The organism is Lysobacter sp. GX 14042 (assembly GCF_021390425.1).
Classification (GTDB): domain Bacteria; phylum Pseudomonadota; class Gammaproteobacteria; order Xanthomonadales; family Xanthomonadaceae; genus Novilysobacter.
Genome location: NZ_JAJUWY010000010.1, coordinates 1 through 25,308 on the forward strand (window position 1 = coordinate 1; position 25,308 = coordinate 25,308).

Consider the following 25,308-nt stretch of genomic DNA (forward strand, 5'->3'; position numbering starts at 1 on the left):
CGCACCTGGTTCTCTCTCCCCTCGTTCCTCGCCGTTTGCCCCCCCAGCGCCCCGCCGCCGACAATACCGGCCCCATCATCCCGGCCCAGGAACTCCGCCCATGTCCATCCTGCGAATGACCGACCTCGAGTTGTCCGGCAAGCGCGTGCTGATCCGCGAGGATCTCAACGTGCCGATCGATGCCGAGGGCCGGATCACCTCGGAGCAGCGCATCAGCGCGGCGTTGCCGACGCTGAAGCGGGCGCTGGAGAAGGGCGCGGCGGTGATGGTCATGTCGCACCGCGGCCGCCCGGTCGAGGGCGAGTGGAGCGAGGCGGACTCACTGGCCCCGGTCGCACGCCGGCTGTCGGAGCTGCTGGGCCAGGACGTGCCGCTGGTGCGTGACTGGGTCGACGGCGTCGAGGTGCGGCCCGGCCAGCTGGTGCTGCTGGAGAACTGCCGGATGAACCCGGGCGAGAAGAAGGACGACGAGGCGCTGGCGGGGAAGTACGCGGCGCTGTGCGACGTGTTCGTCATGGACGCTTTCGGCACCGCGCACCGCGCCCAGGCCTCCACCCACGGGGTGATCCGCAAGGCGGAGGTGGCCGCCGGTGGTCCGTTGCTGATGGCGGAGCTGGACGCCCTGGGCAAGGCGCTGGACAACCCGGCGCGGCCGCTGCTGGCGATCGTCGCCGGTTCCAAGGTCAGCACCAAGCTGGAACTGCTGTCCTCGCTGGTCGGCAAGGTCGACCAGCTGATCGTCGGCGGCGGCATCGCCAACACCTTCATCGCCGCGATGGGCCACGGCGTGGGCAAGTCGCTGGTCGAGGCCGACCTGGTCGACACCGCGAAGCAGATCATGGCCGATGCGAAGGCACGCGGCGCGGAGATCCCGGTGCCGACGGACGTGGTGGTCGCACCGGCCTTCTCGGCCGATGCGACGGCCACGGTCAGGCCGGTCGACGCGGTCGAGGCCGGGGACATGATCCTGGACATCGGACCGGAGACCGCCGCGCGCTACGCGCAGATGATCCGGGCCGCCGGCACGGTGGTCTGGAACGGGCCGGTCGGGGTGTTCGAGTTCGATGCCTTCGGCAAGGGCACCGAGGTGCTGGCGCGGGCGATCGCGGACAGCGACGCGTTCTCGATCGCCGGCGGGGGCGACACCCTGGCGGCGGTCGACAAGTACGGGATTGCCGACCGGGTTTCCTACATCTCCACCGGTGGCGGTGCGTTCCTGGAGTTCCTGGAAGGCAAGGAGCTGCCGGCGGTGGCGGCACTGCGGGCGCGGGCGGGATAGGCCTGCATCCGCATGCAGGCCGGCGCGCCACGATGCTGTGCTAGCGTGCGGCGCATCCTGAGCTGACGAACGGTTCCATGTCCAAGCTGCGCCGCACCAAGATCCTCGCCACCCTCGGCCCGGCGACCGACGCGCCCGGCGTGCTCGATGCGATCCTCGCCGCCGGCGTGGACGTGGTCCGGCTGAATTTCTCCCATGGCACCCCGGGCGAGCAGCGCGCGCGGGCCGAAGCGGTACGCGAGGCGGCCGCCCGGGTCGGGCGCGAGGTCGGCATCCTGGCCGACCTGCCGGGCCCGAAGATCCGCATCGAGCAGTTCGCCGAAGGCCGGGTGCAGCTGCGCAGCGGCGCGCCATTCGACCTCATCGCCGGCGCCGATGCGCCTCCCGGCGATGCCACCGCGGTCGGGGTCAGCTACCCTGGACTGCCCGGTGACCTGGCGCCCGGCGACGTGCTGCTGCTCGACGACGGCATGGTCCAGCTGCGGGTGGAGCGCATCGAGGGCGAGCGCATCGCCACCACGGTGCTCAACGACGGCGAGCTGTCCGACCGCAAGGGCCTGAACAAGCAGGGCGGCGGTTTGTCGCTGGGGGCGATCACCGATCGTGATCGCGAGCTGATCGCGGTGGCTGCCGACGTGGGCGTGGACTTCATCGCGGTTTCGTTCTGCCGCAACGCCGGGGACATGGAGGAGGCGCGGCGGATCGCCCGCGGAGCCGGGAGCCAGGCCGCGCTGGTGTCGAAGATCGAGCGCGCCGAGGCGATCGCCAACCTGGCGGAGATCATCGAGGCCAGCGACGTGGTGATGGTCGCCCGCGGCGACCTGGGAGTGGAGACCGGCGATGCCGAGCTGCCCGGCCTGCAGAAGAAGATCATCCGCGAATCGCTGGCCCGCAACCGGGTGGTGATCACCGCCACCCAGATGCTGCAGTCGATGGTCGACAGCCCGATGCCCACCCGCGCCGAGGTACTGGACGTGGCCAACGCGGTGATCGACGGCACCGACGCGGTAATGCTCTCGGCCGAGACCGCGGCCGGCGGCCATCCGGTCAAGGCGGTCGAGGCGATGGCGCGGATCTGCCTGGGCGCCGAGCGCCAGTTCCACCACGACAGCGATTTCGAAGCCGCCCCGCGCGGCCTGCAGCGGGCCGACCAGGCGATCGCGATGGCGGCGATGTTCCTGTCCGAGCACATCGACCTGCGCGCGATCGTGGCCATGACCGAGTCCGGCGGCACTGCCCGCTTCCTGTCGCGCTTCCGCTCCAGCGCCCCGGTGTTCGGCCTGTCGCGCCACGCGCCGGCCCGGCGCCAGATGGCGCTGATGCGCTCGGTGGTGCCGCTGGCCTTCGACAGCCGCGGGCTCGACCTGCACCAGGCCACCGAGCGCGCGATCGCCGAACTCGCCGGTGCCGACCTGCTGGCCGAGGGCGACCGGCTGGTGTTCACCGGCGGCGACCACATGGAAACCCATGGCGCCACCAACACCCTGCGTTTGCTGCAGGTGGGGCCGGGTGCCCAGGCCACGCCGATCGCCGCGCTCTGAGGCGACGTAAGCTGCTGTTTCGCAATGGCCCGGGGGCGCCGGCGCGGCTATACTCGCGGGTCCATCCAACCCCCTCATCAGGACGTCCATGAGCATCGAACAGCTTGCCGAAACCGCCCAGGCCATGGTGGCCGCCGGGAAGGGCATCATCGCGATCGACGAGTCGACCGGCACCATCAAGAAGCGCTTCGACAGCGTCAACGTCGAGAGCACCGAGGAGAACCGCCGCGCCTACCGCGAGATGCTGCTCACCGCACCGAAGCTGTCCGAGTACATCTCCGGCGCGATCCTGTTCGACGAGACCCTGCGCCAGTCCACGAAGGACGGCGTGCCCTTCACCAAGGTCATGAACGATGCCGGGATCATCCCGGGCATCAAGGTCGACAAGGGCACCCATCCGCTGGCCGGCTTTCCGGGCGAGGTGGTGACCGAGGGCCTGGACGGCCTGCGCGCGCGCCTGGAGGAGTACTACAGGCTCGGCGCCCGCTTCGCCAAGTGGCGCGCGGTGATCAACATCGGCGAGGACATCCCGACCGGCACCTGCATCGATGCCAACACCCACGCGTTGGCCCGCTATGCCGCGCTGTGCCAGGAGCAGGGCCTGGTGCCGATGGTCGAGCCGGAGATCCTGATCGACGGCGACCACGACATCGACACCTGCTATGAGGTGACCGAGGTCGTGCTGCGCTCGCTGTTCGCCGCGCTGTACGAGCACAACGTGATGCTCGAGGGCACCATCCTGAAGGTGTCCATGGTGCTGCCGGGCAAGGACGCCGACGAGCAGGCCTCGATCGAGGAAGTCGCCGCGGCGACCCTGCATTGCCTGAAGGCCTCCGTGCCGGCCACCCTGGCGGGGATCGTGTTCCTGTCCGGCGGCCAGTCCGACGAGGACGCCACCGCGCACCTGGACGCGATGAACCGCATGGGCGAGAAGCCCTGGCCGCTGAGCTTCAGCTACGGCCGCGCCATGCAGTCCGCCGCGCTGAAGATCTGGGGCGAGGACATGGGCGGCAACATCGCCAAGGCGCAGGAGACCGTCTACGCGCGTGCCCGCGAGAACGGCTTGGCCGCACTGGGCGAGTGGAGCAAGGACGCCTGATCGACCACGCCATAGCGGTACCCCGGACGCCGGCCCAGTGCCGGCGTCCGTGTTTCCGCCGTCGGCCCGTCCGGTGCGCCTACTACCAAAGTCGTCTGTCGGCGGCGAGCGGGCCCCTCCTACATTCGATCCGCGGATCAACCGTGGGAGGGACACGCAATGACAGGTGACATGCTCGACCGGGTGCTGGGGCACCCGGCCTACCAGGAACTGGTCCGGCGGCGGGGCAGGGCCAGCCTGGGCTTCTTCCTGCTGATGCTGGTGGTCTATGCCGGCTTCATCCTCACCCTGGCGTTCTGGCCGGAGGTATTCGCCCGGCCGATTGGCGCCGGATACACCATGAGCGTGGGCGTGCTGTCGGCCAGCGTGGTGGCGGTCAGCGCGGTGCTGATGATCTCCGCCTTCGTGCACCTGTCCAACAAGCACTTCGATCCGCTGATCGAGGCGATCGTGAGGGACATGGAATGAAGGCCGCCCTTGCCGTTCCCGCCGCGCTGGCCGCGGCGCTCGCTCCGTTGCCGGCCTCCGCGCAGGCGCCGGGCCAGGCCAACACCTCGGCGATCGTGATGTTCCTGGTGTTCATCGTCGCCACCATGGGCATCACCTGGTGGGCCGCGCGCCGGACCCGCACCACCTCCGACTTCTATACCGCCGGCGGCGGCATCACCGGTTTCCAGAACGGGCTGGCGATCGCCGGCGACTACCTTTCGGCGGCCTCGTTCCTGGGCATCGCTGGCATGGTCTACGTCAGCGGCTTCGACGGCATGATCTATGCGATCGGCTTCCTGTTCGGCTGGCCGGTGGTGATGTTCCTGATCGCCGAGCGGCTGCGGAACCTGGGCCGCTACAACTTCGCCGACGTGACCTCGTACCGGCTGGCGGAAACGCCGCTGCGGGTGCTGGCGGCGAGCGCCTCGCTGCTGATCATCGCCCTGTACCTGATCGCCCAGATGGTGGGCGCGGGCAAGCTGATCGTGCTGCTGTTCGGGATCCGCTACGAGCTGGCGGTGAGCATCGTCGGTGCGCTGATGATCGTCTACGTGGCCTTCGGCGGCATGACCGCCACCACCTGGGTGCAGATCATCAAGGCGGTGCTGATGCTGGCCGGCGCCACGCTGATGGCCTTCCTGGTGCTGCTGGCGTTCCGGTTCAATCCCGACGCCATGCTCGCCGAGGCGGTGCGGGTGCACCCGACCGGGCTGTCGATCATGGCGCCGGGCGCGCAGGTCAGTTCCAACCCGCTCAACGCGCTGTCGCTGGGCCTGGCGCTGGCGTTCGGCACCGCGGGCCTGCCGCACATCCTGATGCGCTTCTTCACCGTGCCCAATGCGCGGGAGGCACGGCGCTCGGTGATCTACGCCAGCTCGTTCATCGGCTACTTCTACCTGCTGACCTTCATCATCGGCTTCGGCGGCATCGCGCTGCTGTGGCAGCACCCGGAGTTCTTCCAGCGCGGACCGGACGGCAGCATCGACATCATCAACGGGCTGATCGGCGGCACCAACATGGTGGCCGTGCACCTGGCCAATGCGGTCGGCGGCAGCCTGCTGCTGGGCTTCCTGGCCGCGGTCACCTTCGCCACCATCGTGGCGGTGGTGGCGGGCCTGGCACTGGCCGGCGCGGCGGCGATCTCGCACGACCTGTACGCCAACGTGTTCGCACGGGGCCGGGCGACGGAGGCGCAGCAGATGAAGATCTCGCGCATCTCCACCGTCACCCTGGGCGTGGTCGCGATCCTGCTGGGCATCGTGTTCGAGAACCAGAACGTGGCCTTCATGGTGGGCCTGGCCTTCGCGGTCGCCGCCAGCGCCAACTTCCCGGTGCTGGTGCTGTCGATCGCCTGGCGTGGCTGCACCACGCGGGGTGCGACCATCGGCGGCTTCATCGGCCTGGCGGTGGCAACGGCCTGGGTGACGCTCAGCCAGACAGTGTGGGTGGACGTGTTCGGATTCGCCGAGCCGATCGTGCCGTTCCCCAACCCCGGCATCCTGTCGATCCCGCTGGCGTTCTTCTCGATCTGGCTGTTCTCGACCCTGGACCGCAGCGCGCAGGCCGGGCGAGAGCGGGCCTCGTTCGATGCCCTGCGGGTGCGCAGCGAGACCGGCATCGGCGCGGAGGGTGCCACCGAGCACTGATCCGCGGCGGCGACAGAACGAAAGGGGCGTGCATGGGTGCACGCCCCTTTTTGCTTTGTCACGTCTGGCGCCGGCATGAAAAACGCCGCCCGGCATGTTGGCCGGGCGGCGTGGGAAACAGATCAGAAGCTGTACTTCACGTGCGTGTGCAGCCGGGTCAGGTCGCCCTCGCGGCCATCCTCCAGGTGGCGCTGGCCGAAGATCAGCTCGGCGCCCACGTCCAGCTTCGGCAGCGGCGAGTAGATCAGGTTGGCGTGGAAGGAGTGGGCCATCTCGGTGACGCCGAAGCCGGTGAAGGCGCGGTCGTTGTCGAACTGCGCGCGCGAGTACATCAGGTTGCCACGCAGCTTCGGCGAGAACGCGTGCCGCCAGGCGACGAAGCCGCCGTAGCCATCGAGCGCGTGGAGGTCGCCGCCGGCGTCGGCCGTCACGTCGCTGCCCAGCCCGAAGGCCAGGTACCGGCCGATGCCCGGGCCGGCGTTGAGGGCGTAGCGGATGTCGTCGTTGCTGCCCAGGTTGTAGCGGCCCGAGACGCTGAGCGCGCCACCGGTGTCGTCCCGGTCGCCATGCTTGAACTGGCGCAGCAGGCCGGCCACCGAGAAGTGGCCCCAGTCCCCCTTGGCGGTCCAGCGCGCGGTGGCATCGGGCAGGCTGTTGTCGCCGGTGCGGAACTGCGCCCCGCCGCCATGCGGGGTGACCGTGGTTTCCGGGTTCTCCAGCGAGAACGACCACGGTCCGTTCGTGTAGCGCAGCTGGGCCTGCCGGACGAACACCGTGCCGTCGGTGGGGCCGACGAAGTCGACGGTGTCCGGCAGCGCGCCCACGTCCATGAAGTTCGACCAGGTCTGGCCGGCCAGCCACTCGTTCCAGCTGACCCAGGCGTGGCGTACCGTGACGCCGTAGGTATTGGTGCTGGACTCGTTGCCCAGGATCGCGCCGCCGCCGAACATGTCGACCTCGATCATCGCCTTGAGCGTGTCGCCGCCGTCGGTGACGTGGTCGGTGCCCAGCCAGAAGCGCGAGAACTGGGCATGCACGTCCAGGTAGGCGTCGCCGCCATCGACCGCGTCACCGCCGACCGGGATCGCGGAAGGCAGGTAGAACAGCCGCCCGGCGCTGCCATCGGCGATCCGGCCATCGCTGGTGTCGGTGGCCATGGCGTCGAACTTGATCATGCCGCCGTAGGAAAACCGGGTGCCCGGGCTGGCCGAGGGGAGGATCGGGGTCGACTGGATGCGGGACGGGTGGTCGGTGACGGCGGCCGTGGCCCGCGCGGGCGCCGCCGGTGGAACCGGCATCGTCGCGGACGGCGTTTCGTCGGCCGCCGCCCCGGCCTGCCGCTGTGCCGCCAGCAGTTGTTCGACCACGCGCTCCAGCTGCGCCACGCGGGCTTCCAGCTCCTGCTCCCTGGGTGTTTGCGCCAGCGCCAGGCCCGGTGCCAGCAGGGCCACGGTGACGGCGGCACCGAGCAGGCGCCGCGGCATTCTTGCGACAGGCCCATGCCTGTCCTGGTGGGTCCCTTGCGGGACGGGCGGTGCAGTCATGTTTTCCCTCCGGAGTGGCAAGACGCGGGCAGGCCGTCCGGCAACGCAGGCTCCCGCCCTGGACAGCCGTGGGTCGATGCTGCGGGCCGGGGCGCCCGCCGCCTATTCACCCTTGGTCGAATGCCGCGCGCTATACCAAGGTCTAAACCGGTGCGCAGGGTGCATGCGGCACACTCGGCCTGTACGTTCCAAGGGGTGAAGCACATGACCGACCTGTATCCCGTTCCCGCCGCTTTCGCCGCGCAGGCCAACGTCACCGCGGCCGACTACGAGCGCGACTACGCCGAGTCCATCCGCGATCCGGACGCGTTCTGGGGCCGGATCGCCCAGCGCCTGGACTGGATGAAGGCGCCGACCCGCATCCGCGAGGTGAGCTTCGACCGCAAGGATTTCCATATCCGCTGGTTCGCCGACGGCGAGCTCAATGTCAGCGTCAACTGCCTGGACCGCCACCTGGCGGCCCGCGGCGACAAGACCGCGCTGATCTTCGAGCCCGACGACCCGGCCGGGGAGGCCGAACACGTCAGCTACCGCGAGCTGCACGCCCGGGTCTGCCGCCTGGCCAACGCGCTGCGCAACCTGGGCATCGGCAAGGGCGACCGGGTCACCCTGTACCTGCCGATGATCGTCGAGGCCGCGGTGGCGATGCTGGCCTGCGCCCGCATCGGTGCGGTGCACACGGTGGTGTTCGGCGGCTTCTCGGCCAACTCCATCGCCGACCGCATCCGCGACAGCGGCGCGAAGCTGGTGATCACCGCCGACGAGGGCCTGCGCGGCGGCCGCAAGGTGCCGCTGAAGGACAACGTCGATGCGGCGCTGAAGCTGCCGGGCACCAACACGGTGGAGACGGTCCTGGTGGTGCGCCACACCGGCGGCGCGATCGACATGCAGCAGCCGCGCGACCGCTGGTACCACGCGGTGGTCGAGGGCCAGCCCGACAGCTGCGCGCCGGAGCGGATGAACGCCGAGGACCCGCTGTTCATCCTCTACACCTCCGGTTCCACCGGGAAGCCCAAGGGCGTGCTGCACACCACCGGCGGCTACCTGCTGTTCGCGTCCTATACCCACGAGTGCGTGTTCGACATCAAGGACGACGACGTCTACTGGTGCACCGCCGACGTCGGCTGGGTTACCGGACACAGCTACATCGTCTACGGCCCGCTGGCCAACGGCGCGACCTCGCTGGTGTTCGAGGGCACCCCGACCTGGCCCGACGCCTCGCGCTTCTGGCAGGTGGTCGACCGCCACCAGGTGAGCATCTTCTACACCGCGCCCACCGCGATCCGCGCGCTGATGCGCGAAGGCGAGGAGCCGGTGAAGCGCACCTCGCGCACGTCGCTGCGCCTGCTGGGCAGCGTGGGCGAACCGATCAACCCCGAAGCCTGGCGCTGGTACTTCGACGTGGTCGGCGAGGGACGCTGCCCGATCGTGGACACCTGGTGGCAGACCGAGAACGGCGGCATCCTGATCTCGCCGCTGCCCGGCGCCTGGCCGACCAAGCCGGGCTCGGCGACCCGGCCGTTCTTCGGCGTGCAGCCGGCGATCGTGGACGCCGCCGGCAACATCCTGGAAGGCGAGTGCGAGGGCAACCTGGTCATCCTCGACTCCTGGCCGGGGCAGATGCGCACCGTCTACGGCGATGACCAGCGCTTCTTCGACACCTACTTCGCGGCCTACCCGGGCACCTACTTCACTGGCGACGGCGCGCGCCGCGACGCCGATGGCTACTACTGGATCACCGGCCGGGTGGACGACGTGATCAACGTTTCCGGCCACCGCATCGGCACCGCCGAGGTCGAGAGCGCGCTGGTGCTCCACCCCAAGGTCGCCGAGGCCGCGGTGGTCGGGTTCCCGCATGAGGTCAAGGGGCAGGGCATCTACGCCTACGTGACCCTGGTCGCCGGCGAGGTGGAAAGCGAGGAGCTGCACAGGGAACTGGTCACCCACGTGCGCAAGGAGATCGGCCCGCTGGCCACGCCGGACATCCTGCAGTGGGCGCCGGCGCTACCCAAGACCCGCTCGGGCAAGATCATGCGGCGCATCCTGCGCAAGATCGCCGAGGATGCGCCCGACCAGCTCGGCGACACCAGTACCCTGGCCGACCCCGGCGTGGTCGAGACGCTGCTGGCCAACCGCAGGAACCGCTGAATCGCGTGGCCACCGTCCTCATCGCCGACGACCACCCGCTGTTCCGCGAGGCGTTGCGGGGGGCGGTCGGCCGCGTGTTGCCGGAGGCCAGGCTGCTGGAGGCCGACAGCGTCGACCGGCTGGAGGACCTGGTGGCGTCCGAGCCGGACGCCGACCTGCTCCTGCTGGACCTGAACATGCCCGGTGCCCGGGGCTTCAGCGCCCTGGTGCACCTGCGCGCGCAGTATCCCGAGCTGCCGGTGGTGGTGGTGTCCGCGCGCGAGGAGCCGGCGGTGATGCGCCGCGCGCTGGACCACGGCGCGATGGGCTTCATTCCCAAGTCCGCCGATCCGGCCACGCTGCGCGAGGCACTTTCGCGGATCCTCGAAGGCGAGCGCTGGGCGCCGCCGCAGGCCCGGACCGCGGCCGCCGCCGCGGCGGAGGAGCACGAGGCCGCGCGGCGCCTGGCCGAGCTCACCCCGCAGCAGTTCCGCGTGCTGCAGATGCTCGGCGAGGGCCTGCTCAACAAGCAGATCGCCTATGAGCTGGAGGTCTCCGAGGCGACCATCAAGGCGCACATGACCGCGATCCTGCGCAAGCTGGGGGCGAGCAACCGCACCCAGGCGGTGCTGATCGCCAGTCGCCTCGCGCTGGACCCGCGCCCCGACGCGCCCTTCCTTGAGTAAGTAAGGCTCTTCTCCCAATCAAGGGAAAGCGCGCCTTGATACGACGCCGGGGCTCCGGGCAGGGGTGCCCTTTAGTCTCCATGTCCCCCGGCGTCGGCCTGCGGCCGCCACCTCCTCCTTTACTTACGACTAAAGGGCACCCCCACCCGGCGCGCCGGAATACGCGGTGGTTCGAGAAATACCGAAGCCGAGCCCCGTCGCGGCCGGGAGGCCTTTGCGCGTAAGTAAAGGAGGAGGCCTTCGCCGCAGGCGCAGGCCGGGGGACATGGAGCGCAAAGGCCTCCCGGCTGCGGCGGGGCCCGTCAGGAACAAGTCTCAGGGCGCGTGCCCCGCCGCGTGGTGGCTGCTGCGTGCGGCCAGGAACGCCCGCAGCGAGGCGGGCTTCACCGGTTTGGTGAGCACCCGGTAGCCGCGCGCTTGGGCCTCGCGCTTGAGCGTGTCGCTGCCATCGGCGGTCACCAGCGCCCCGGGTACCCGCGGGCCGCGCTCGCGCAGCGCATCCAGCGCATCCAGCCCATCCATCCGGTCATGCAGGTGGTAGTCGACCAGCAGCACGTCCGGCTCCCCGGCCATGCGCTCCAGCGCCTCGTCCACGGTGGCCGCCTGCAGCACCACGATTCCCCAGCGGCCCAGCAGGTTGGCCATGCCGGCGAGGATGTCGGCGTCGTTGTCCACGCACAGCACCCGCATGCCCTCCAGCCCGTCCGGCAGCGCCGTGGGGGAGGCCGGGCCGGGAAGCGGGGCATCGACCCCCGCCGCCCGCGGCACGCGGATCGAGAACATGCTGCCGTGGCCGCGCCGCGAACGCACGTTGAGCGGGTGGTGGAGCACGTTGGAAATGCGCTGGCAGATCGACAGCCCCAGGCCCAGTCCCTGGGCACCCCAGCCATCGGGGTCCTCGATGCGGAAGAACTCCTCGAAGATCTGCTGCAGGTGGTACTCCGGGATGCCCGGGCCGGTATCCCAGACCTGCAGCTCGACCGAAGCGCCGCGGATCCGCGCGGTCAGCAGCACCCGGCCGTTGCGGGTGTGGCGCAGCGCGTTGGCCATGAAGTTCTGCAGCACCCGGCGCAGCAACGGACGGTCGCTGCGTACCGGCAACGGACGGGCGATCACCCGCAGGCCCAGCCCGCGCGCAGCGGCCAGCGGGGCGTACTGGGCGGCGAGTTCGGCCAGCAGTTCGGCGGCGTCGAAGTCCGACAGCTGCGGCTGCAGCGCGCCGGCATCCAGCCGGGAGACGTCGAGCAGGCCCTCCAGCAACTCCTCGGCGGCGCGCAGCGAGGTGTCCACGCGCTCGGCCAGGTGGCGCTGCTCGTCGGCGCTGCCGCTCTCGCGCAGGGCCGAGGTGAACAGGCGGGCGGCGTTGAGCGGCTGCAGCACGTCGTGGCTGACCGCGGCCAGGAAGCGGGTCCGCGAGGCCTGCGCCGCCTCCGCCTCGCGGGTGCGGATGGCCACGCGCTGCTCGAGGGTCTCGTTGACCTCGCGCAACTCGTCCTCCACGCGCTTGTACTCGGTCACGTCGCTGTAGCTGGTGACGTAGCCACCGCCGGGCAGCGGCTGGCCGCGCATCTCGACCACCTGTCCGGAGGCGCGCACCCGCTCGAAGACATGCGGGGTGCCGGCGCGCATGTGGGCGATGCGCTTGTCGACTTCCGCCTGCACGTCCGGGCGTTCGCCCAGCTCGCCGCGCCGTGCGTTGTAGCGGATCAGGTCGGCTACCGGGCGGCCGACGTAGAGCATGCCGTCGGGGTAGTCGAACATCCGCGCGTAACGCAGGTTCCAGGACACCAGGCGCATGTCGGCATCGACCACGCTCACCCCCTGGTCGAGGTTGTCCAGCGTGGCCGAAAGGATGCCGCGGTCGAAGCGCAACTCCAGTCCGGCCTCGTCGAGCACCGCCACCACCTCGGCCACGTCCATGCCCGAGCCCTTCAGCGCACTGGTCATCACCAGCCGCGCGGAGGCGGCGCCGATGGCGGCGGCCATCAGGCGTTCGGTGAACTGCGCCCAGTTGCGGTCGCTCGGGCGCGAGGGCTGCAGCTGCCCTCCGCCGGCGCGCGCGTGGTCGGCGAAGGCGCGCCGCGCGGTGGCATCGCCGACGAAGCGGCCGGCGAGGGCAAGCAGGTCGCCTACCTGCATCGAGGGATGGGGCGTGTGGCTCCCGGCCGGCTGCCCACCGCTGGCATAGGGATCCAGGAACGGCGCGGTCCGCAGACGCTCCTCGAAGCCCGGCCGCCAGCGCGCCGAGACCAGGAACAGGGCACCGATGTTGGCCAGCAACGACCAGAAGGTGCCATGGGTCAGCGGGTCCCAGCCGGCCAGCCCGAACAGCTGCTGCGGCCGCAGCCAGTCGATGCCGAACGGGCCGTGCAGCACCCAGGCATCGTCCATCCAGCCGGCCTCGGTGAGGGTGGGCAGCAGCAGGGTGTAGGTCCACAGCGTGAAGCCCAGCAAAAGCCCGGTTTCCATGCCCTGGCGGCTGGCGCCGCGCCAGTACAGCCCGCCGATCAGTGCCGGGGCGAACTGCGCCACCGCGGCGAAGGACATCAGTCCGTAGGAGGCCAGGGTGGTCTCGCTGCTGCTGACCCGGTAATAGCCCCAGGCCAGCGCGGCGAAGCAGACGATCGCGATGCGGCGGATCCACAGCACCGTGGAGGCGAAGTTCCCGCCGCGCCGCTGGGCCCAGCCGCGCGCCAGCAGCGGCGGCATCACCAGGTCGTTGGAGACCATCGTCGCCAGCGCCACGCTGGACACGATCACCATGCCGGTGGCGGCCGAGAACCCGCCCACGTAAGCGAACAGCGCCAGCAGGTTGCGGCCCTCCGACAGTGGCAGCCCGAGCACCAGGGTGTCCGCGCCCGCGCCTGCCCCGGCGACGCCCGGCACGGCCAGCCCCGCGGCGGCGATCGGCAGCACCGCCAGCGAGACCAGCGCCAGATAGCCGCCGAACATCCATCGCGCCCGGCGGATGTCGCGGACGTCCGTACACTCCACCACCGCCACGTGGAACTGGCGCGGCAGGCACAGGATCGCGGTGAAGGCGAGCAGGGTCTGGCCGATGAAACCCGCCGGCACGCCCTGGGAGACCAGCGCCGCGGTCGCCTCGGCCAGCGGCAGCTCGCGCGCGCTGAACCAGAACATCGCGAACACGCCCACGAACACCAGCGCCACCAGCTTGACCAGCGATTCCAGCGCGATCGCCAGCATCATCCCCGGGCGGTGCTCGGTGGCATCGACCTGGCGGGTGCCGTACAGGATCGCGAACAGCGCCATCAGCACCGCCACGTACAGCGCCGGGTCCCCGACGCTGGCCAGCAGCGGGTCGCGCCCGCCCAGCACCTGCAGGCTCAGCGCCACCGCCTTGTATTGCAGCGCCAGGTAGGGGACCGCGGCGATCAGCGCGATCAGCGAGACCAGCGCCGCCAGCCGCTGGGTGCGGCCGTAGCGGGCGGCGATGAAGTCGGCGATGGAGACCGTGTTCTGGTGCTGCGCCACCAGCGCCAGGCGCTCCAGGATCCGCCAGCCGAACAGCAGCATCAGCAGCGGGCCGAGATAGATGGCGAAGTAGCCGATGCCGGTGCGGGTGGCGGTGCCCACCGCGCCGTAGAAGGTCCACGACGAGCAATACACCGCAAGCGACAGGCTGTAGACCAGCGGCCGCAGCCAGGTGCCGCCGGCGCGCATGTGCACCGGATGCCGGTCACCCCACCACGCGACCGCGAACAGCAGGGCCGCGTAGCCCAGCGATACCAGCAGCAGGATCCAGCCCGGCAGCATCCCCGTTCCCCCGATCAGGCAGGGGGCCAGTCTAGGCCGGGCCGGGGCCGGTGGTCAGGACTCAGGGAAGCCCGGCCAGCCACTCGTCGTCGGAGCCCTCCGGCACGTCCTCCAGCAGGAAGGTGCTCAGGTAACGCTCGCCGGTGTCGGGCAGCATGGCCAGGATCGCCGAGCCTGGCCCGGCGGACTTCGCCACCTCCAGCGCCGCGGCCACGGTGGCCCCGGCGGACACGCCGCAGAAGATGCCCTCCTCGGCCGCCAGCCGGCGCGCGGTGTCGCGGGCCACGGTGTCCTCCACGGGCAGGACCTGGTCGGCGACCCCGCGGTCCAGCACCTCGGGGACGAAGTCCGGGGTCCAGCCCTGGATCCTGTGGGGGCTCCACTCCTTGCCGGCCAGCATGGAGGCGACCGCGGGCTCGCAGGCGGTGATCCTCACATCCGGGCGCGCCAGCTTCAACACCTGGCCGACGCCGGTCAGGGTGCCGCCGGTGCCCCAGCCGCTTACGAAATGGTCGAGCCGGCGGCCGGCGAAGTCCTGCAGGATTTCCGCCGCGGTGGTGCTGCGGTGCCAGGCCGGGTTGGCCGGGTTGGCGAACTGGTTGGCCAGGAACCAGCCCTTCTCCTCCGCCAGCTCGGCGGCCTTGCGGACCATGCCGGTGCCGCGCTCGGCGGCCGGGGTCAGGATCACCTTGGCACCGTAGGCGCGCATCAGCTTGCGGCGCTCGATCGAGAAGGTCTCGGTCATCACCGCGACGAACTTGTAGCCGCGCGCGGCGCAGACCATGGCCAGGGCGACGCCGGTGTTGCCGCTGGTGGCCTCCACCACGGTGTCGCCGGGCCTGAGCTCGCCGCGGGCCTCGGCATCGAGGATGATCGCCAGCGCCAGCCGGTCCTTGACCGAACCGCCGGGATTGAAGGCTTCGACCTTGGCATACAGCGCCACGCCGTCGGGAGCCAGCCTGTTCAGCCGGACCACGGGGGTGCGGCCGATCGTGTCGAGGATGCTGTGGTGGATCATCGGTGGCTCCGTGCATTGCAGGGGGGGCAGCCAGCCTGCCACAGCGCCGGGCCGGGCCGTGAGAACACCACGGGAACGCCGGGGTGCGGCGGATGGGACGCCCGGCTTTGCCGGATCGGGCGGTCGCACCCTGCCGTCAACCTTTGGCCTACGCGCCCGTTACCCCGGTGCACCTAGACTTCACGGCTCGCATGCCTGCCGCACGCGCCCTCCCCCTCCCGGTTTTCTCCCCGATGACTCCGATGCCCCGATTCCTGCTGCGCTCCGCCTGCGTCCTCCTGTCAATCACGGCGCTGGTGGCCTGCGGCGACGAAGCGCCGCCCCGCGGCGGACAGGAAGCGGTGCCGGTGACCAGCACCGAGGTGTCGCTGCAACCGTGGAACGACACCGTCCGCGCGCTGGGTACGGTCAAGGCGCGTGAATCGGTGACAGTGACCGCCAAGGTCAGCGAAACCGTGGAGAAGGTGCATTTCGAAAGTGGCGAGGTGGTGGTCGCCGGCGCGCCGCTGGTAACGCTCAGTGGCGAGCGGCAGCAGGCCGAGCTGGCCGAGGCCCAGGCCCAGGCCGCCGAGGCGGGGCAGCTGTACCGGCGCCTGGCCGAGCTCGACAGCAGCCAGCTGATCGCCCGTTCGCAGCTCGATACCCAGCGCGCCACCCGCGACACCGCCCAGGCGCGCGTGGAACAGATCCGTGCGCAGCTTGCCGACCGCGTGGTCCGGGCGCCGTTCTCCGGGGTGCTGGGCACCCGGCAGGTGAGCCCGGGCGCACTGGTCACGCCGGGGACGGTCATCGCCACCCTGGACGCGATCAACCGCGTGTTCGTCGACGTGCCGGTGCCCGAGACCGTCCTGTCCAGCCTGGGTGTGGGCCAGAAGCTGGTGGCCCTCAGTGCCGCCTGGCCGGACCAGGTGTTCGAGGGCGTGGTCGAGCACATCGACACCCGCATCGACCCGGCGACCCGGGCGATCACCCTGCGCGGCGCCTTCGCCAATCCGGAGCACCAGCTGCGTCCCGGGATGCTGATGCAGGTGACCGTGGTCCGGCCCTCGCGCGAGGCGCTGGTGGTGCCGGAGATTTCGGTCGTCCAGGTCGGCAGCAGTTCCTACGTGTTCCGCCTGCGCGATGACGACACCGTGGAGCGCGCCGACGTGGTGGTCGGCAACCGGGTCCAGGGCCGCGCCGAGATCATCGACGGCCTGGAGGCGGGAGACCGGATCGTGGTCGACGGCACCGGCAAGCTGCGCGCGGGCATGCCGGTGGACGCCACTCCGGTCACCGGCGCACCGGCCCCCGCCATGCCGGAATCGCCGGAAGCCGGCGCCGCGATGCCCGCGCTCGCCGGTAACCTGCGATGAGCCTGTCGGAACTCTCGATCCGGCGGCCGGTGTTCGCCACCGTGATGAGCGTGCTCATCATGGTGCTGGGGGTGACCGCGTTCTCGCGCCTGACCCTGCGCGAGCTGCCGGCCATCGACCCGCCGATCGTCTCGGTGAGCGTGAATTATCCCGGCGCCTCCGCGGCGGTGGTCGAAACCCGCATCACCCAGGTGTTGGAGGATGCGCTGTCGGGCATCGAGGGCATCGAGCTGATCTCGGCGAACAGCCGCAGCGGCCGCGCCGGGGTGACCCTGGAGTTCACCCTGGAGCGTGACATCGAGGCCGCGGCCAACGACGTCCGTGACGCGATCAGCCGCATCGCCGACCGGCTGCCGGACGAGGCCGACGCCCCCGAGGTGTGGAAGGCCGACAGTGATTCCGACACCGTGGTCTGGCTCAACATGAGCTCGACCACCATGGACACGATGGAGCTGTCCGACTACGCCGAGCGCTATGTCGAGGACCGGCTGTCGAGCCTGGACGGCGTGTCCCAGGTGCGCCTGGGCGGCCGCCAGCGCTACGCGATGCGGATCTGGCTGGACAGCGCCGCCATGGCCGCCCGCGGCGTGACCCCGGCGGACGTGGAAGCCGCGCTGCGCGCCGAGAACGTGGAACTGCCCGCCGGCCGCATCGAGTCCAGCGACCGCGACTTCACCCTGCGCGTGGCGCGCCAGTACCGCGAACCGGAGCAGTTCGCCCAGATCCCGATCCGGGAGGGCGAGGGCGGCTACGTGGTGCGCATCGGCGACATCGCCCGGGTGGAGCTCGGCGCGGCCGAACGCCGTGCCTATTACAAGAGCAACGGCGAGACCAACGTCGGCCTGGGCATCGTCAAGACCTCGACCGCCAACGCCCTGGACGTGGTCAAGGCGGCCCGTGCCCAGGCCGAGGAAATCCAGAAGACCCTGCCCGAAGGCACCGAGATCTTCGTCGCCTTCGACGACACGGTGTTCATCGACGCCTCGATCAAGCGCGTGTACTGGACCCTGGCCGAGGCGATGGCGCTGGTGCTGATCGTGATCTGGGCCTTCCTCGGCAGCTTCCGCGCCGCGCTCATCCCGGCGGTGACGGTGCCGGTCTGCCTGCTGGCCGCGTTCATGCCGCTGTACCTGTTCGGCTACTCGATCAACCTGCTGACCCTGCTGGCGCTGGTGCTGGCGATCGGGCTGGTGGTCGACGACGCGATCATCGTGCTGGAGAACATCCAGCGCCGCGCCGACCTGGGCGAGCCGCCGCTGGTGGCGGCCTCGCGCGGTACAAAGCAGGTGGCCTTCGCAGTGATCGCCACCACCACCGTGCTGGTGGCGGTGTTCCTGCCCGTGGGCTTCATGGAGGGCAACACCGGGCGGCTGTTCCGCGAGCTGTCGGTGGCGCTGGCCGGCGCCGTCGCGCTGTCGGCCTTCGTGGCCCTGACGCTCACCCCGATGATGTCGTCCAAGCTGGTCCGCCCACGCCGCCGGGAGAAGGCCAACGGCTTCAACAACTGGGTGAACGGCAAGCTCGGCGCACTGTCGGCCGGCTACGCCGGGTTGCTGGAACGCCACGTCGGCAAGCGCTGGCTGCTGGCGGCGGTCATGCTCGGCGCGCTGGGGCTGAGCTACGGCCTGTTGCGCCTGGTGCCCGCGGAGCTGGCACCGGCCGAGGACCGTGGTTCGTTCTTCGTCTCGGTGATGGGGCCGGAGGGCGCCGGTTTCGACTACACGGTCGGCCAGATGCACGCGGTCGAGGAGATCTTCGCCCGCAATACCGGTGGCGACGAGGCGATCCGCCGTTACAACAGCCGCGTGCCCGGCGGCTGGGGTGCCAGCGAGGAGATGCACACCGGCAACGTGGTGGTGTTCCTGCAGGACTGGGGCGAGCGCAGCCGCAGCACCGCCGATGTCGCCGAGCAGATGCGCCGTGAGCTGTCGGTGCTGCCGGGGGTGCAGGCCCAGCCGCGCGTCGGCGGCGGCCTGGTCGGTGGCCGGGGGCACCCGATCCAGATCGTGCTCGGTGGCCCCGAGTACGAGGAGATCGCCCGCTGGCGCGACGTCATGATCGAGCGCATGGAAGCCAACCCGGGCTTCTTCTCGGTCGATTCGGACTACAAGGAAACCCGGCCGCAGATGCGGGTGGAGATCGACCGCCAGCGCGCGTCCGACCTGGGCGTCAGCGTGGCCGCGATCGGCCAGGCGCTGGAGACCATGATGGGCAGCCGGCGGGTGACCACCTTCGTCCAGGATGGCGAGGAGTACGACGTCATCGTCCAGGCCGGCCGTGACAACCGCGCCACCACCACCGACCTGTCGCAGATCCAGGTGCGCTCGCGCGGCGGCGAGCTGGTGCCGCTGTCCAACCTGGTGAGCCTGACCGAACTGGCCGAGGCCGGCACGCTCAACCGCTTCAACCGGCTGCGCGCGATCACCATCAGCGCCGGCCTGGCGCCGGGCTACAACATGGGCGAGGCGATCGGTTTCCTCGAGCAGGTCGCCCACGAGGAACTGCCGGACTACGCCCAGATCGACTGGAAGGGCCAGTCCCGCGAATTCCAGACCGCCGGCAGCGCGGTGGTGCTGACCTTCGGCCTGGCGCTGCTGGTGGTGTACCTGGTGCTGGCGGCGCAGTTCGAGAGCTTCATCCACCCGTTCGTGATCATGCTCACGGTGCCGCTCGCGGTGCTGGGCGCGCTGGTGGGGCTGGCGGTGACCGGTGGCACGCTCAACCTGTTCAGCCAGATCGGCATCGTGATGCTGATCGGACTGGCGGCCAAGAACGGCATCCTGATCGTCGAGTTCGCCAACCAGTTGCGCGACGACGGCCGTTCGATCCACCAGGCGATCATCGAATCGGCCCGGATCCGCCTGCGTCCGATCCTGATGACCTCCATCGCCACCGCCTTCGGCGCCCTGCCGCTGGTGCTGGCCGGCGGCCCCGGCTCGGCCAGCCGCGGGACGATCGGCGTGGTGATCATCTTCGGCGTTGCGCTGTCGACGCTGCTGTCGCTGTTCGTGGTGCCGGCGTTCTACGTGCTGCTGGCGCGCTTCACCGACTCCCCGCTGGCGGTCACCCGCCGGCTGGAGAAGCTGGAATCGGACACGCCGGAGGTTGGCGGACACGCGTGAAGGCGAGGAACGAGGAGCGAGGAACGAGTGAAGAGGAGTGAGAAACGAGTAAGGGCAGGAGCAAAGCAAGAGCAAAGGCAAAAGCGGAGTGGAGCCGGCTTTTGCTTTTACTCGTTTCTCGTTCCTCTTCACTCGTTCCTCGCTCCTGCGTATCGTCGGCACTTCCGCCGGTCCCGCCCGGCACCGCTCTGAGGGGGGCACGTGGAAGACCTGGTCACCGCACTCAACGACATCATCTGGAGTCCGGCACTGATTGTCCTGTGCCTGGGCGCCGGCCTGTACTTCTCCCTGCGGACCCGCTTCATGCAGGTGCGCGGGTTCCGCGAAATGATCCGGCTGATGCTCAACGGCCAGTCCTCGCAGGCGGGCGTGTCCTCGTTCCAGGCGCTGGCGATGTCGCTGTCGGGGCGGGTGGGCATCGGCAACATCGCCGGCGTGGCCACCGCCATCGCGGCCGGCGGACCCGGTGCGGTGTTCTGGATGTGGATCATGGCCTTCCTTGGCGCTTCGACCGCGTACGTCGAGGCGACCCTGGCGCAGATCTACAAGGAAAAGGACGACCAGGGGAAATACCGCGGCGGGCCGGCCTACTACATCGAGAAGGGGCTTGGGCTGAAGTGGTACGCCTGGATCTTCGCGTTCGTGACGATCATCGCCACCGGGTTCCTGCTGCCGGGCGTGCAGGCCAACGGCATCGCCCAGAGCATGACCATCGCCTGGGACATCCCGCCGCAGGTGACCGCGGCGTTCGTTGTGGTGGCGCTGGGCTTCATCATCTTTGGTGGGGTCAAGCGCATCGCCCGCTTCGCCGAGCTGGTTGTGCCGTTCATGGCGCTCGCCTACATGCTGGTCGCGCTGGTGGTCATGCTGCTGAGCTGGGACCGGGTGCCGGAGATGATCTCGCTGGTGTTCCGCAGTGCGTTCGGCCTGCACGCCGGGTTCGGGGCGATGCTCGGGCTTGCGGTGGAGTGGGGCGTCAAGCGCGGGATCTATTCCAACGAGGCGGGGCAGGGTACGAGCCCGCATGCGGCGGCGGCGGCCGAAGTCGAGCATCCGGCGCAGCAGGGCTATGTCCAGGCGTTCTCGGTGTACGTCGATACCTTGCTGGTGTGCTCGGCGACCGCCTTCATGATCCTGTCGACCGGCATGTACAACGTGGCCGGCCCGGACGGCACGATGCTGGTCAACGCGCTCCCCGGCGTGGAGGCGGGGGCGACCTTCGCCCAGTCGGCGGTGGAATCGGTGTTGCCCGGCTACGGCGCCGGCTTCGTGGCGCTGGCACTGCTGTTCTTCGCCTTCACCACGATCGTCGCCTATTACTACATGGCCGAGACCAACATCGCCTACATCAACCGCAAGGTGCACCGGCCGTGGCTGACCTACGCATTGCGGCTGGCGATCCTGGCCGCGGTGACCTTCGGGGCCGTGCGCACCGCCGGCGCGGCCTGGGCGCTGGGCGACATCGGCGTCGGCCTGATGGCGTGGCTGAACATCATCGCGATCCTGATCCTGCAGCGGCCGGCACTGCGCGCGCTCAAGGACTACGAGACGCGCAGGAAGTCCGGGCGCGAGGTCGGATTCGACCCGCTGGCGCTGGGCATCAGGGGCGCCGGGTTCTGGGAGCGCCGCCACGCAGGCGACGACGACCTGGATCCGGTCGTGGACGCGGCCGCACACGGCCGCATCGACCCGCCGGATCCGGGCTCCCCCAATGGCCGCTGAGCGCAGCCCCTACCGTGCGTGGGGGGCCGCGCGTGAACCCTCCGGCGGCGGGCGCCCGCCCGGCCGTGGGGCCGAACTGCGCCTGCATGGGTTGAACGCGGTGCGCGCGGTGTTCGCCCGGCGCCCTGCCGATATCCGCAAGCTGTACCTGGCCGAAGCCCGCATTCCCGACCTGCAGCCGTTGCTGAAGTGGTGCGTGGCCAACCGGGTCGGTTACCGGGTGGTGGCGGAGGACGACCTGCGCAAGCTGGCCGCCTCGGCCCACCACGAGGGCGTGGTCGCCGACGTGCTGCGCCGCGAGCCGGCGCCGCTGGCCGGCTGGCTGGAGGGACTCGCCGATGGACCCGCCTGCCTGCTGTGGCTGGACGGCGTGGGCAATCCGCACAACCTGGGCGCGATCCTGCGTTCGGCGGCGCATTTCGGCATCGGGGCGGTCCTGCTGCCGGCCGGTTCCGGACTGGCGCTGTCGGGCGCGGCGGCACGGGTGGCCGAGGGCGGCGCCGAGGCGCTGCCGCTGGTCCGCCTGCCCGGGGAAGAGGACGCGATGGCGCTGTTGCGGGGGGCCGGCTTCAGCCTCGCCGCGACCGTGGTCGAGGGCGGGGTGGACCTGTTCACGGCCACGCTGCCCCCGCGCCTGGTCTACGTGCTCGGCGCCGAGGGCGAAGGCATGGACCGGGACCTGGCCACGCGCTGCGACCTGCAACTGTCCATCCCGGGTACCGGCGCGGTCGAGAGCCTCAACGTGGCGGCGGCGACCGCGGTGCTGCTGGCCGCATGGGCAGCCGTGCGCTGACCCGCGTGCCGCCTTCCCCGGGGGCGCTGACCGCCAGTTCGCCGCCCAGCTGCCGGGCACGCTCGCGCATGGTGACCAGGCCCAGGCCGCTGCGGTGCCCGGCGGGCAGGCCACGGCCGTCATCGGTTACTTCCAGCAGCAGCAAGGATCCGTCGCAGGACAGGTGTACGCCGACCCGGCGCGCGGCGGCATGGCGCAGGGCATTGGTGAGCGCCTCCTGGGCAATGCGGAAACAGGCCACCTCGGCCTCCGGCGCCGGGCGCTCGCCCAGTGGCTGCAGGTCGAGGTCAAGGGCCGGGCCGCCCTTGCGCAGCAGGGACTCGGCCTGCCAGCGCAGCGCCGGCACCAGCCCGAGTTCGTCCAGCTGGGGCGGGCGCAGCAGCAGCGAGATGTTGCGCAGCTTGACCACCGTCTGGTCGGCGATGGCGCCGATGTCGGCGATGGTCTCCGCCCGGCGGCCGGCATCCTCGTCGCCCAGCAGCATCTGCGCCGACAGCTTGATGGCGGTGATGTCCTGGCCGATGTCGTCGTGCAGTTCGCGCGAGAGCGTGCGGCGCTCGTCTTCCTGCAGGGTGATCACCCGCCGGGCCAGGGCCTGCAGCTCGTGGTGCTGGCGCTCGATGGTGTGCTGGCCGGCGGCGCCGCGCCTGCGGCCGAGCAGGTAACCGGCCGCGAGCGCGGCCAACGCCAGTACCAGGATGTACAACACGGAGGCGGACGGCATGGGCAGAGTCTGCCAGAGCCGGTGGCCCGTGCGGATGCACGTTGGCCTGCGCCGGCCCCGGGTGGGGCCTGCTGCGAGTCAGAACAGCTCGACGCTGCCGGCGTCCATGCTTTGCTGCGCGACCGGCTTGTGCGGCGGGCGCTCCCATTCGCCGCGCATCTGGCCGATGCGGCCGACCAGGCGTCGCAGGGCCTGCTGCATCTCGCCGTCGTCGATCCCGCGGTGCAGCAGTTCGTGCAGCGCGGTGGCCTCGCGGTTGATCTCCAGCAACCGGTCCAGGTGCACGGTCGCCGCGCCGAGCGCCTGGGTGGCGATGTCCTCGAACTGCAGCGCACGCACCGCCTCGGCCACCGAGCCGTCGATCGACTGGCCGCAGCCGGCGATCTCGCGCATCCCGGTATCCAGCCCGCGGTTCATGCCCTCCACGCGGTCGACCATCGCCGCCGCCTCGGCACGGGCGCCGCGGGAGCGGTCCAGGTCGCGCGAGGCCATGGTGGTGACGGTGTCGCGCACCCTGGCGATCGCGTCCTTGGAGCTGTGGGCCAGCTTGCGGATCTGCTCGTTGAAGGCGGTCGAACGCTCCGACAGGTTGCGCACCTCGTCGGCGACCACCGCGAAGCCGCGGCCCGCCTCGCCCGCGCGCGCGGCCTCGATGGCGGCGTTGAGCGCCAGCAGGTTGGTCTGGTCGGCGATCGACTTCACGTCCTCAAGCAGGGCGAAGATGCCGTCCAGATGCTCGGCCATCGCATCGATGTGGGTGACCGTGTTGCCGCTCTGGCCGGCGACCTCTTCCAGCGCCTCGACCAGCTGTTCCATCTTGCGGCTGGCCTGCAGGGCGAACTGGTGCACGTCCATGCCGCCCTCGACGTCGCTGCGGTCGAGGATCCGGGTGACCACCTCGCTCTGGCGGCGGGACTGGCGGTTCATGGCATCGAAGCTGCCGCCGAGCCGGGCCACCGACTCGCGGATCAGCTCGCGGGTGCGGGTGATCTCGGTGCGCGAGCCGTCCACCTCGGCATTGACGAAGCTGCGCAGCTCGTCGAGCAGCTTGCTCTGCTCGCGGACCATGGCGGACTGGGCGCTGGGACGGTGCAGGTACCAGGCCAGGGTGAGCCAGGCGGCGGCCATCGCCACGGTGGCGCCCAGCCGGGCGGCCGCGGGCCAGTCGAGCACCTGGGCGGCCAGCACCAGGAGGGTAAGCGCCACGGGGGCGGCGAGGCGGATGACTACACGGGAATCCATTGCGGCTCTCGTCGGGGACGGTGTACCTGTGATAACGGCACCAAGCGCCCCGGCTTTAGTCGCCGGCGCCGGTGGATGCCGCCGGTACCCGCGACAGCAGGCACGCGGCGACCTCGCCCAGCGGCACCACGTCGGAGGCCGCCGACAGCGCCACCGCGGCGCCGGGCATGCCCCACACCACGCTGCTGGCGCGGTCCTGGGCGACGGTGCGCGCCCCGGCCTGGCGCAGCGCGAGCATGCCGCGGGCGCCATCGCTGCCCATCCCGGTCAGCAGCGCCGCGGCGACCCCGCGGCCGACCTGTTCGGCGGCCGAGCCGAACAGCGCGTCGACGCTGGGACGGAACGCGGCCGGCTCGTCGCTGATCACGCAGCGCAGCACGCCACCCTGGCGCCGGATGCGCAGGTGCCGGCCGCCCGGAGCGACATAGGCGCGCCCGCGCTGCAGCGGCTCGCCATCGGTCGCCTGGGTCACGGTGAGCGCGCAGTGGCGATCGAGCCGTTCGGCGAAGGCGGCGCTGAAGGTCGCCGGGATGTGCTGGGCGATCACCACCGGTGGCATGTCCGCCGGCAACGGCGCCAGCACCTGGCGGATCGCCTCGGTACCGCCGGTGGAGGCACCGATGGCGACCAGCTCGAAGCCCGCGGCGCGCGCCGGTGCCAGCCGGCCCGCTGCCGGCGCCGCAGTGTCCGGACGCACCGGTGCCGCCGCGCGTACCCGGGCCCCGGCCGCGGCCAGCACCTTGGCCCGCAGCTCGGCGGCGTAGGCGGCCATGACGTCCGGCGAATCCACGCGCGGCTTGGCGATGAAGTCCACCGCGCCCGAGGCGAGCGCATCCAGGGTCACGCTGGCGCCCTGCTCGGTGAGCGTGGAGACCATCACCACCGGCAGCGGGCTCAGCCGCATCAGCTGGCGCAGGAAACTCAGCCCGTCCATCCGCGGCATTTCCACGTCCAGGGTGAGCACGTCGGGCGCCAGGCGGCGGATCTTCTCGCGCGCGATGTAGGCGTCGGCGGCGGCGCCGACCACTTCGATCCGCGGATCGGCACCCAGCAGCGCCGGCATCAGCTGGCGCATCACCGCCGAGTCGTCGACCACCAGCACCCGGACCGGCCGCTCGCCGGCCCCGCTTGCCATGCCCCTGTC

Annotated in this window: 15 protein-coding genes and 2 pseudogenes; 11 read left to right on the forward strand and 6 right to left on the reverse strand. The window is 70.7% G+C overall.

Translation table 11 applies throughout. From position 1 onward, the window contains the following. Window positions 1-100 precede the first annotated feature (100 nt). The 5 genes from LY625_RS11900 (at window position 101) to actP (ending at window position 6,054) form a co-directional block, all read left to right on the forward strand. The gene (locus tag LY625_RS11900) at window positions 101-1,279 is read left to right on the forward strand and encodes a phosphoglycerate kinase (RefSeq protein ID WP_233740429.1); all 1,179 of its coding nucleotides are present in this window, start codon (window positions 101-103) and stop codon (window positions 1,277-1,279) included. A gap of 77 nt (window positions 1,280-1,356) precedes the next feature. After that, window positions 1,357-2,820 (forward strand): pyruvate kinase, encoded by a 1,464-nt coding sequence (gene pyk, locus LY625_RS11905; protein WP_233740430.1) that lies wholly within the window; start codon window positions 1,357-1,359, stop codon window positions 2,818-2,820. A gap of 88 nt (window positions 2,821-2,908) precedes the next feature. Beyond that, window positions 2,909-3,919, forward strand: coding sequence for a class I fructose-bisphosphate aldolase (locus LY625_RS11910; RefSeq protein WP_233740431.1), 1,011 nt, complete (start codon window positions 2,909-2,911; stop codon window positions 3,917-3,919). Between the two features lie 159 nt (window positions 3,920-4,078). Next, the gene (locus LY625_RS11915; RefSeq protein ID WP_233740432.1) at window positions 4,079-4,387 is read left to right on the forward strand and encodes a DUF485 domain-containing protein; all 309 of its coding nucleotides are present in this window, start codon (window positions 4,079-4,081) and stop codon (window positions 4,385-4,387) included. Next, window positions 4,384-6,054, forward strand: coding sequence for a cation/acetate symporter ActP (gene actP / locus LY625_RS11920; RefSeq protein ID WP_255703510.1), 1,671 nt, complete (start codon window positions 4,384-4,386; stop codon window positions 6,052-6,054). The genes LY625_RS11915 and actP overlap by 4 nt, the downstream gene beginning before the upstream one ends. 122 nt (window positions 6,055-6,176) lie before the next feature. Here the strand turns inward: actP and LY625_RS11925 are convergent, their stop codons facing one another. Further along, a complete protein-coding gene (locus tag LY625_RS11925) occupies window positions 6,177-7,538 on the reverse strand; it encodes a DcaP family trimeric outer membrane transporter (RefSeq protein WP_233740433.1) in 1,362 nt (453 codons plus the stop codon). Between the two features lie 264 nt (window positions 7,539-7,802). Here LY625_RS11925 and acs point away from each other — a divergent pair, with 264 nt between their 5' ends. Next, on the forward strand, window positions 7,803-9,746 hold the full coding sequence (acs, locus tag LY625_RS11930) for an acetate--CoA ligase (protein ID WP_233740434.1): 1,944 nt from the start codon (window positions 7,803-7,805) through the stop codon (window positions 9,744-9,746). A gap of 5 nt (window positions 9,747-9,751) precedes the next feature. After that, window positions 9,752-10,411, forward strand: a complete 660-nt coding sequence (locus LY625_RS11935) for a response regulator transcription factor (protein WP_233740435.1) — start codon at window positions 9,752-9,754, stop codon at window positions 10,409-10,411. A 315-nt stretch (window positions 10,412-10,726) separates the two neighbouring features. Here LY625_RS11935 and LY625_RS11940 read toward each other — a convergent pair whose 3' ends face one another. Beyond that, the gene (locus LY625_RS11940) at window positions 10,727-14,188 is read right to left on the reverse strand and encodes a PAS domain-containing hybrid sensor histidine kinase/response regulator (protein ID WP_233740436.1); all 3,462 of its coding nucleotides are present in this window, start codon (window positions 14,186-14,188) and stop codon (window positions 10,727-10,729) included. 61 nt (window positions 14,189-14,249) lie between these two features. Next, window positions 14,250-15,206 (reverse strand): cysteine synthase A, encoded by a 957-nt coding sequence (gene cysK, locus LY625_RS11945; protein ID WP_233740437.1) that lies wholly within the window; start codon window positions 15,204-15,206, stop codon window positions 14,250-14,252. 242 nt (window positions 15,207-15,448) lie between these two features. Here cysK and LY625_RS11950 point away from each other — a divergent pair, with 242 nt between their 5' ends. From LY625_RS11950 to LY625_RS11965, 4 genes and pseudogenes are all read left to right on the forward strand, one after another. After that, the gene (locus tag LY625_RS11950; RefSeq protein ID WP_233740438.1) at window positions 15,449-16,561 is read left to right on the forward strand and encodes an efflux RND transporter periplasmic adaptor subunit; all 1,113 of its coding nucleotides are present in this window, start codon (window positions 15,449-15,451) and stop codon (window positions 16,559-16,561) included. Next, the gene (locus tag LY625_RS11955; protein WP_233740439.1) at window positions 16,558-19,683 is read left to right on the forward strand and encodes an efflux RND transporter permease subunit; all 3,126 of its coding nucleotides are present in this window, start codon (window positions 16,558-16,560) and stop codon (window positions 19,681-19,683) included. The genes LY625_RS11950 and LY625_RS11955 overlap by 4 nt, the downstream gene beginning before the upstream one ends. A 201-nt stretch (window positions 19,684-19,884) precedes the next feature. Continuing rightward, window positions 19,885-21,306 (forward strand): annotated as a pseudogene (locus tag LY625_RS11960) (alanine/glycine:cation symporter family protein); the annotation flags it as partial. A gap of 88 nt (window positions 21,307-21,394) precedes the next feature. Further along, window positions 21,395-22,198, forward strand: a complete 804-nt coding sequence (locus tag LY625_RS11965; protein ID WP_233740441.1) for a TrmH family RNA methyltransferase — start codon at window positions 21,395-21,397, stop codon at window positions 22,196-22,198. Here LY625_RS11965 and LY625_RS11970 read toward each other — a convergent pair. The 3 genes and pseudogenes from LY625_RS11970 to LY625_RS11980 form a co-directional block, all read right to left on the reverse strand. After that, a pseudogene (locus LY625_RS11970) lies at window positions 22,143-22,802 on the reverse strand (sensor histidine kinase); the annotation flags it as partial. The gene LY625_RS11965 and the pseudogene LY625_RS11970 sit on opposite strands and share 56 nt — an antisense overlap. A 198-nt stretch (window positions 22,803-23,000) precedes the next feature. Next, window positions 23,001-24,164, reverse strand: coding sequence for a methyl-accepting chemotaxis protein (locus tag LY625_RS11975; protein WP_233740442.1), 1,164 nt, complete (start codon window positions 24,162-24,164; stop codon window positions 23,001-23,003). Window positions 24,165-24,219: 55 nt separating this feature from the next. Beyond that, window positions 24,220-25,299, reverse strand: coding sequence for a chemotaxis response regulator protein-glutamate methylesterase (locus LY625_RS11980; protein WP_233740443.1), 1,080 nt, complete (start codon window positions 25,297-25,299; stop codon window positions 24,220-24,222). Between the last annotated feature and the right edge of the window lie 9 nt (window positions 25,300-25,308).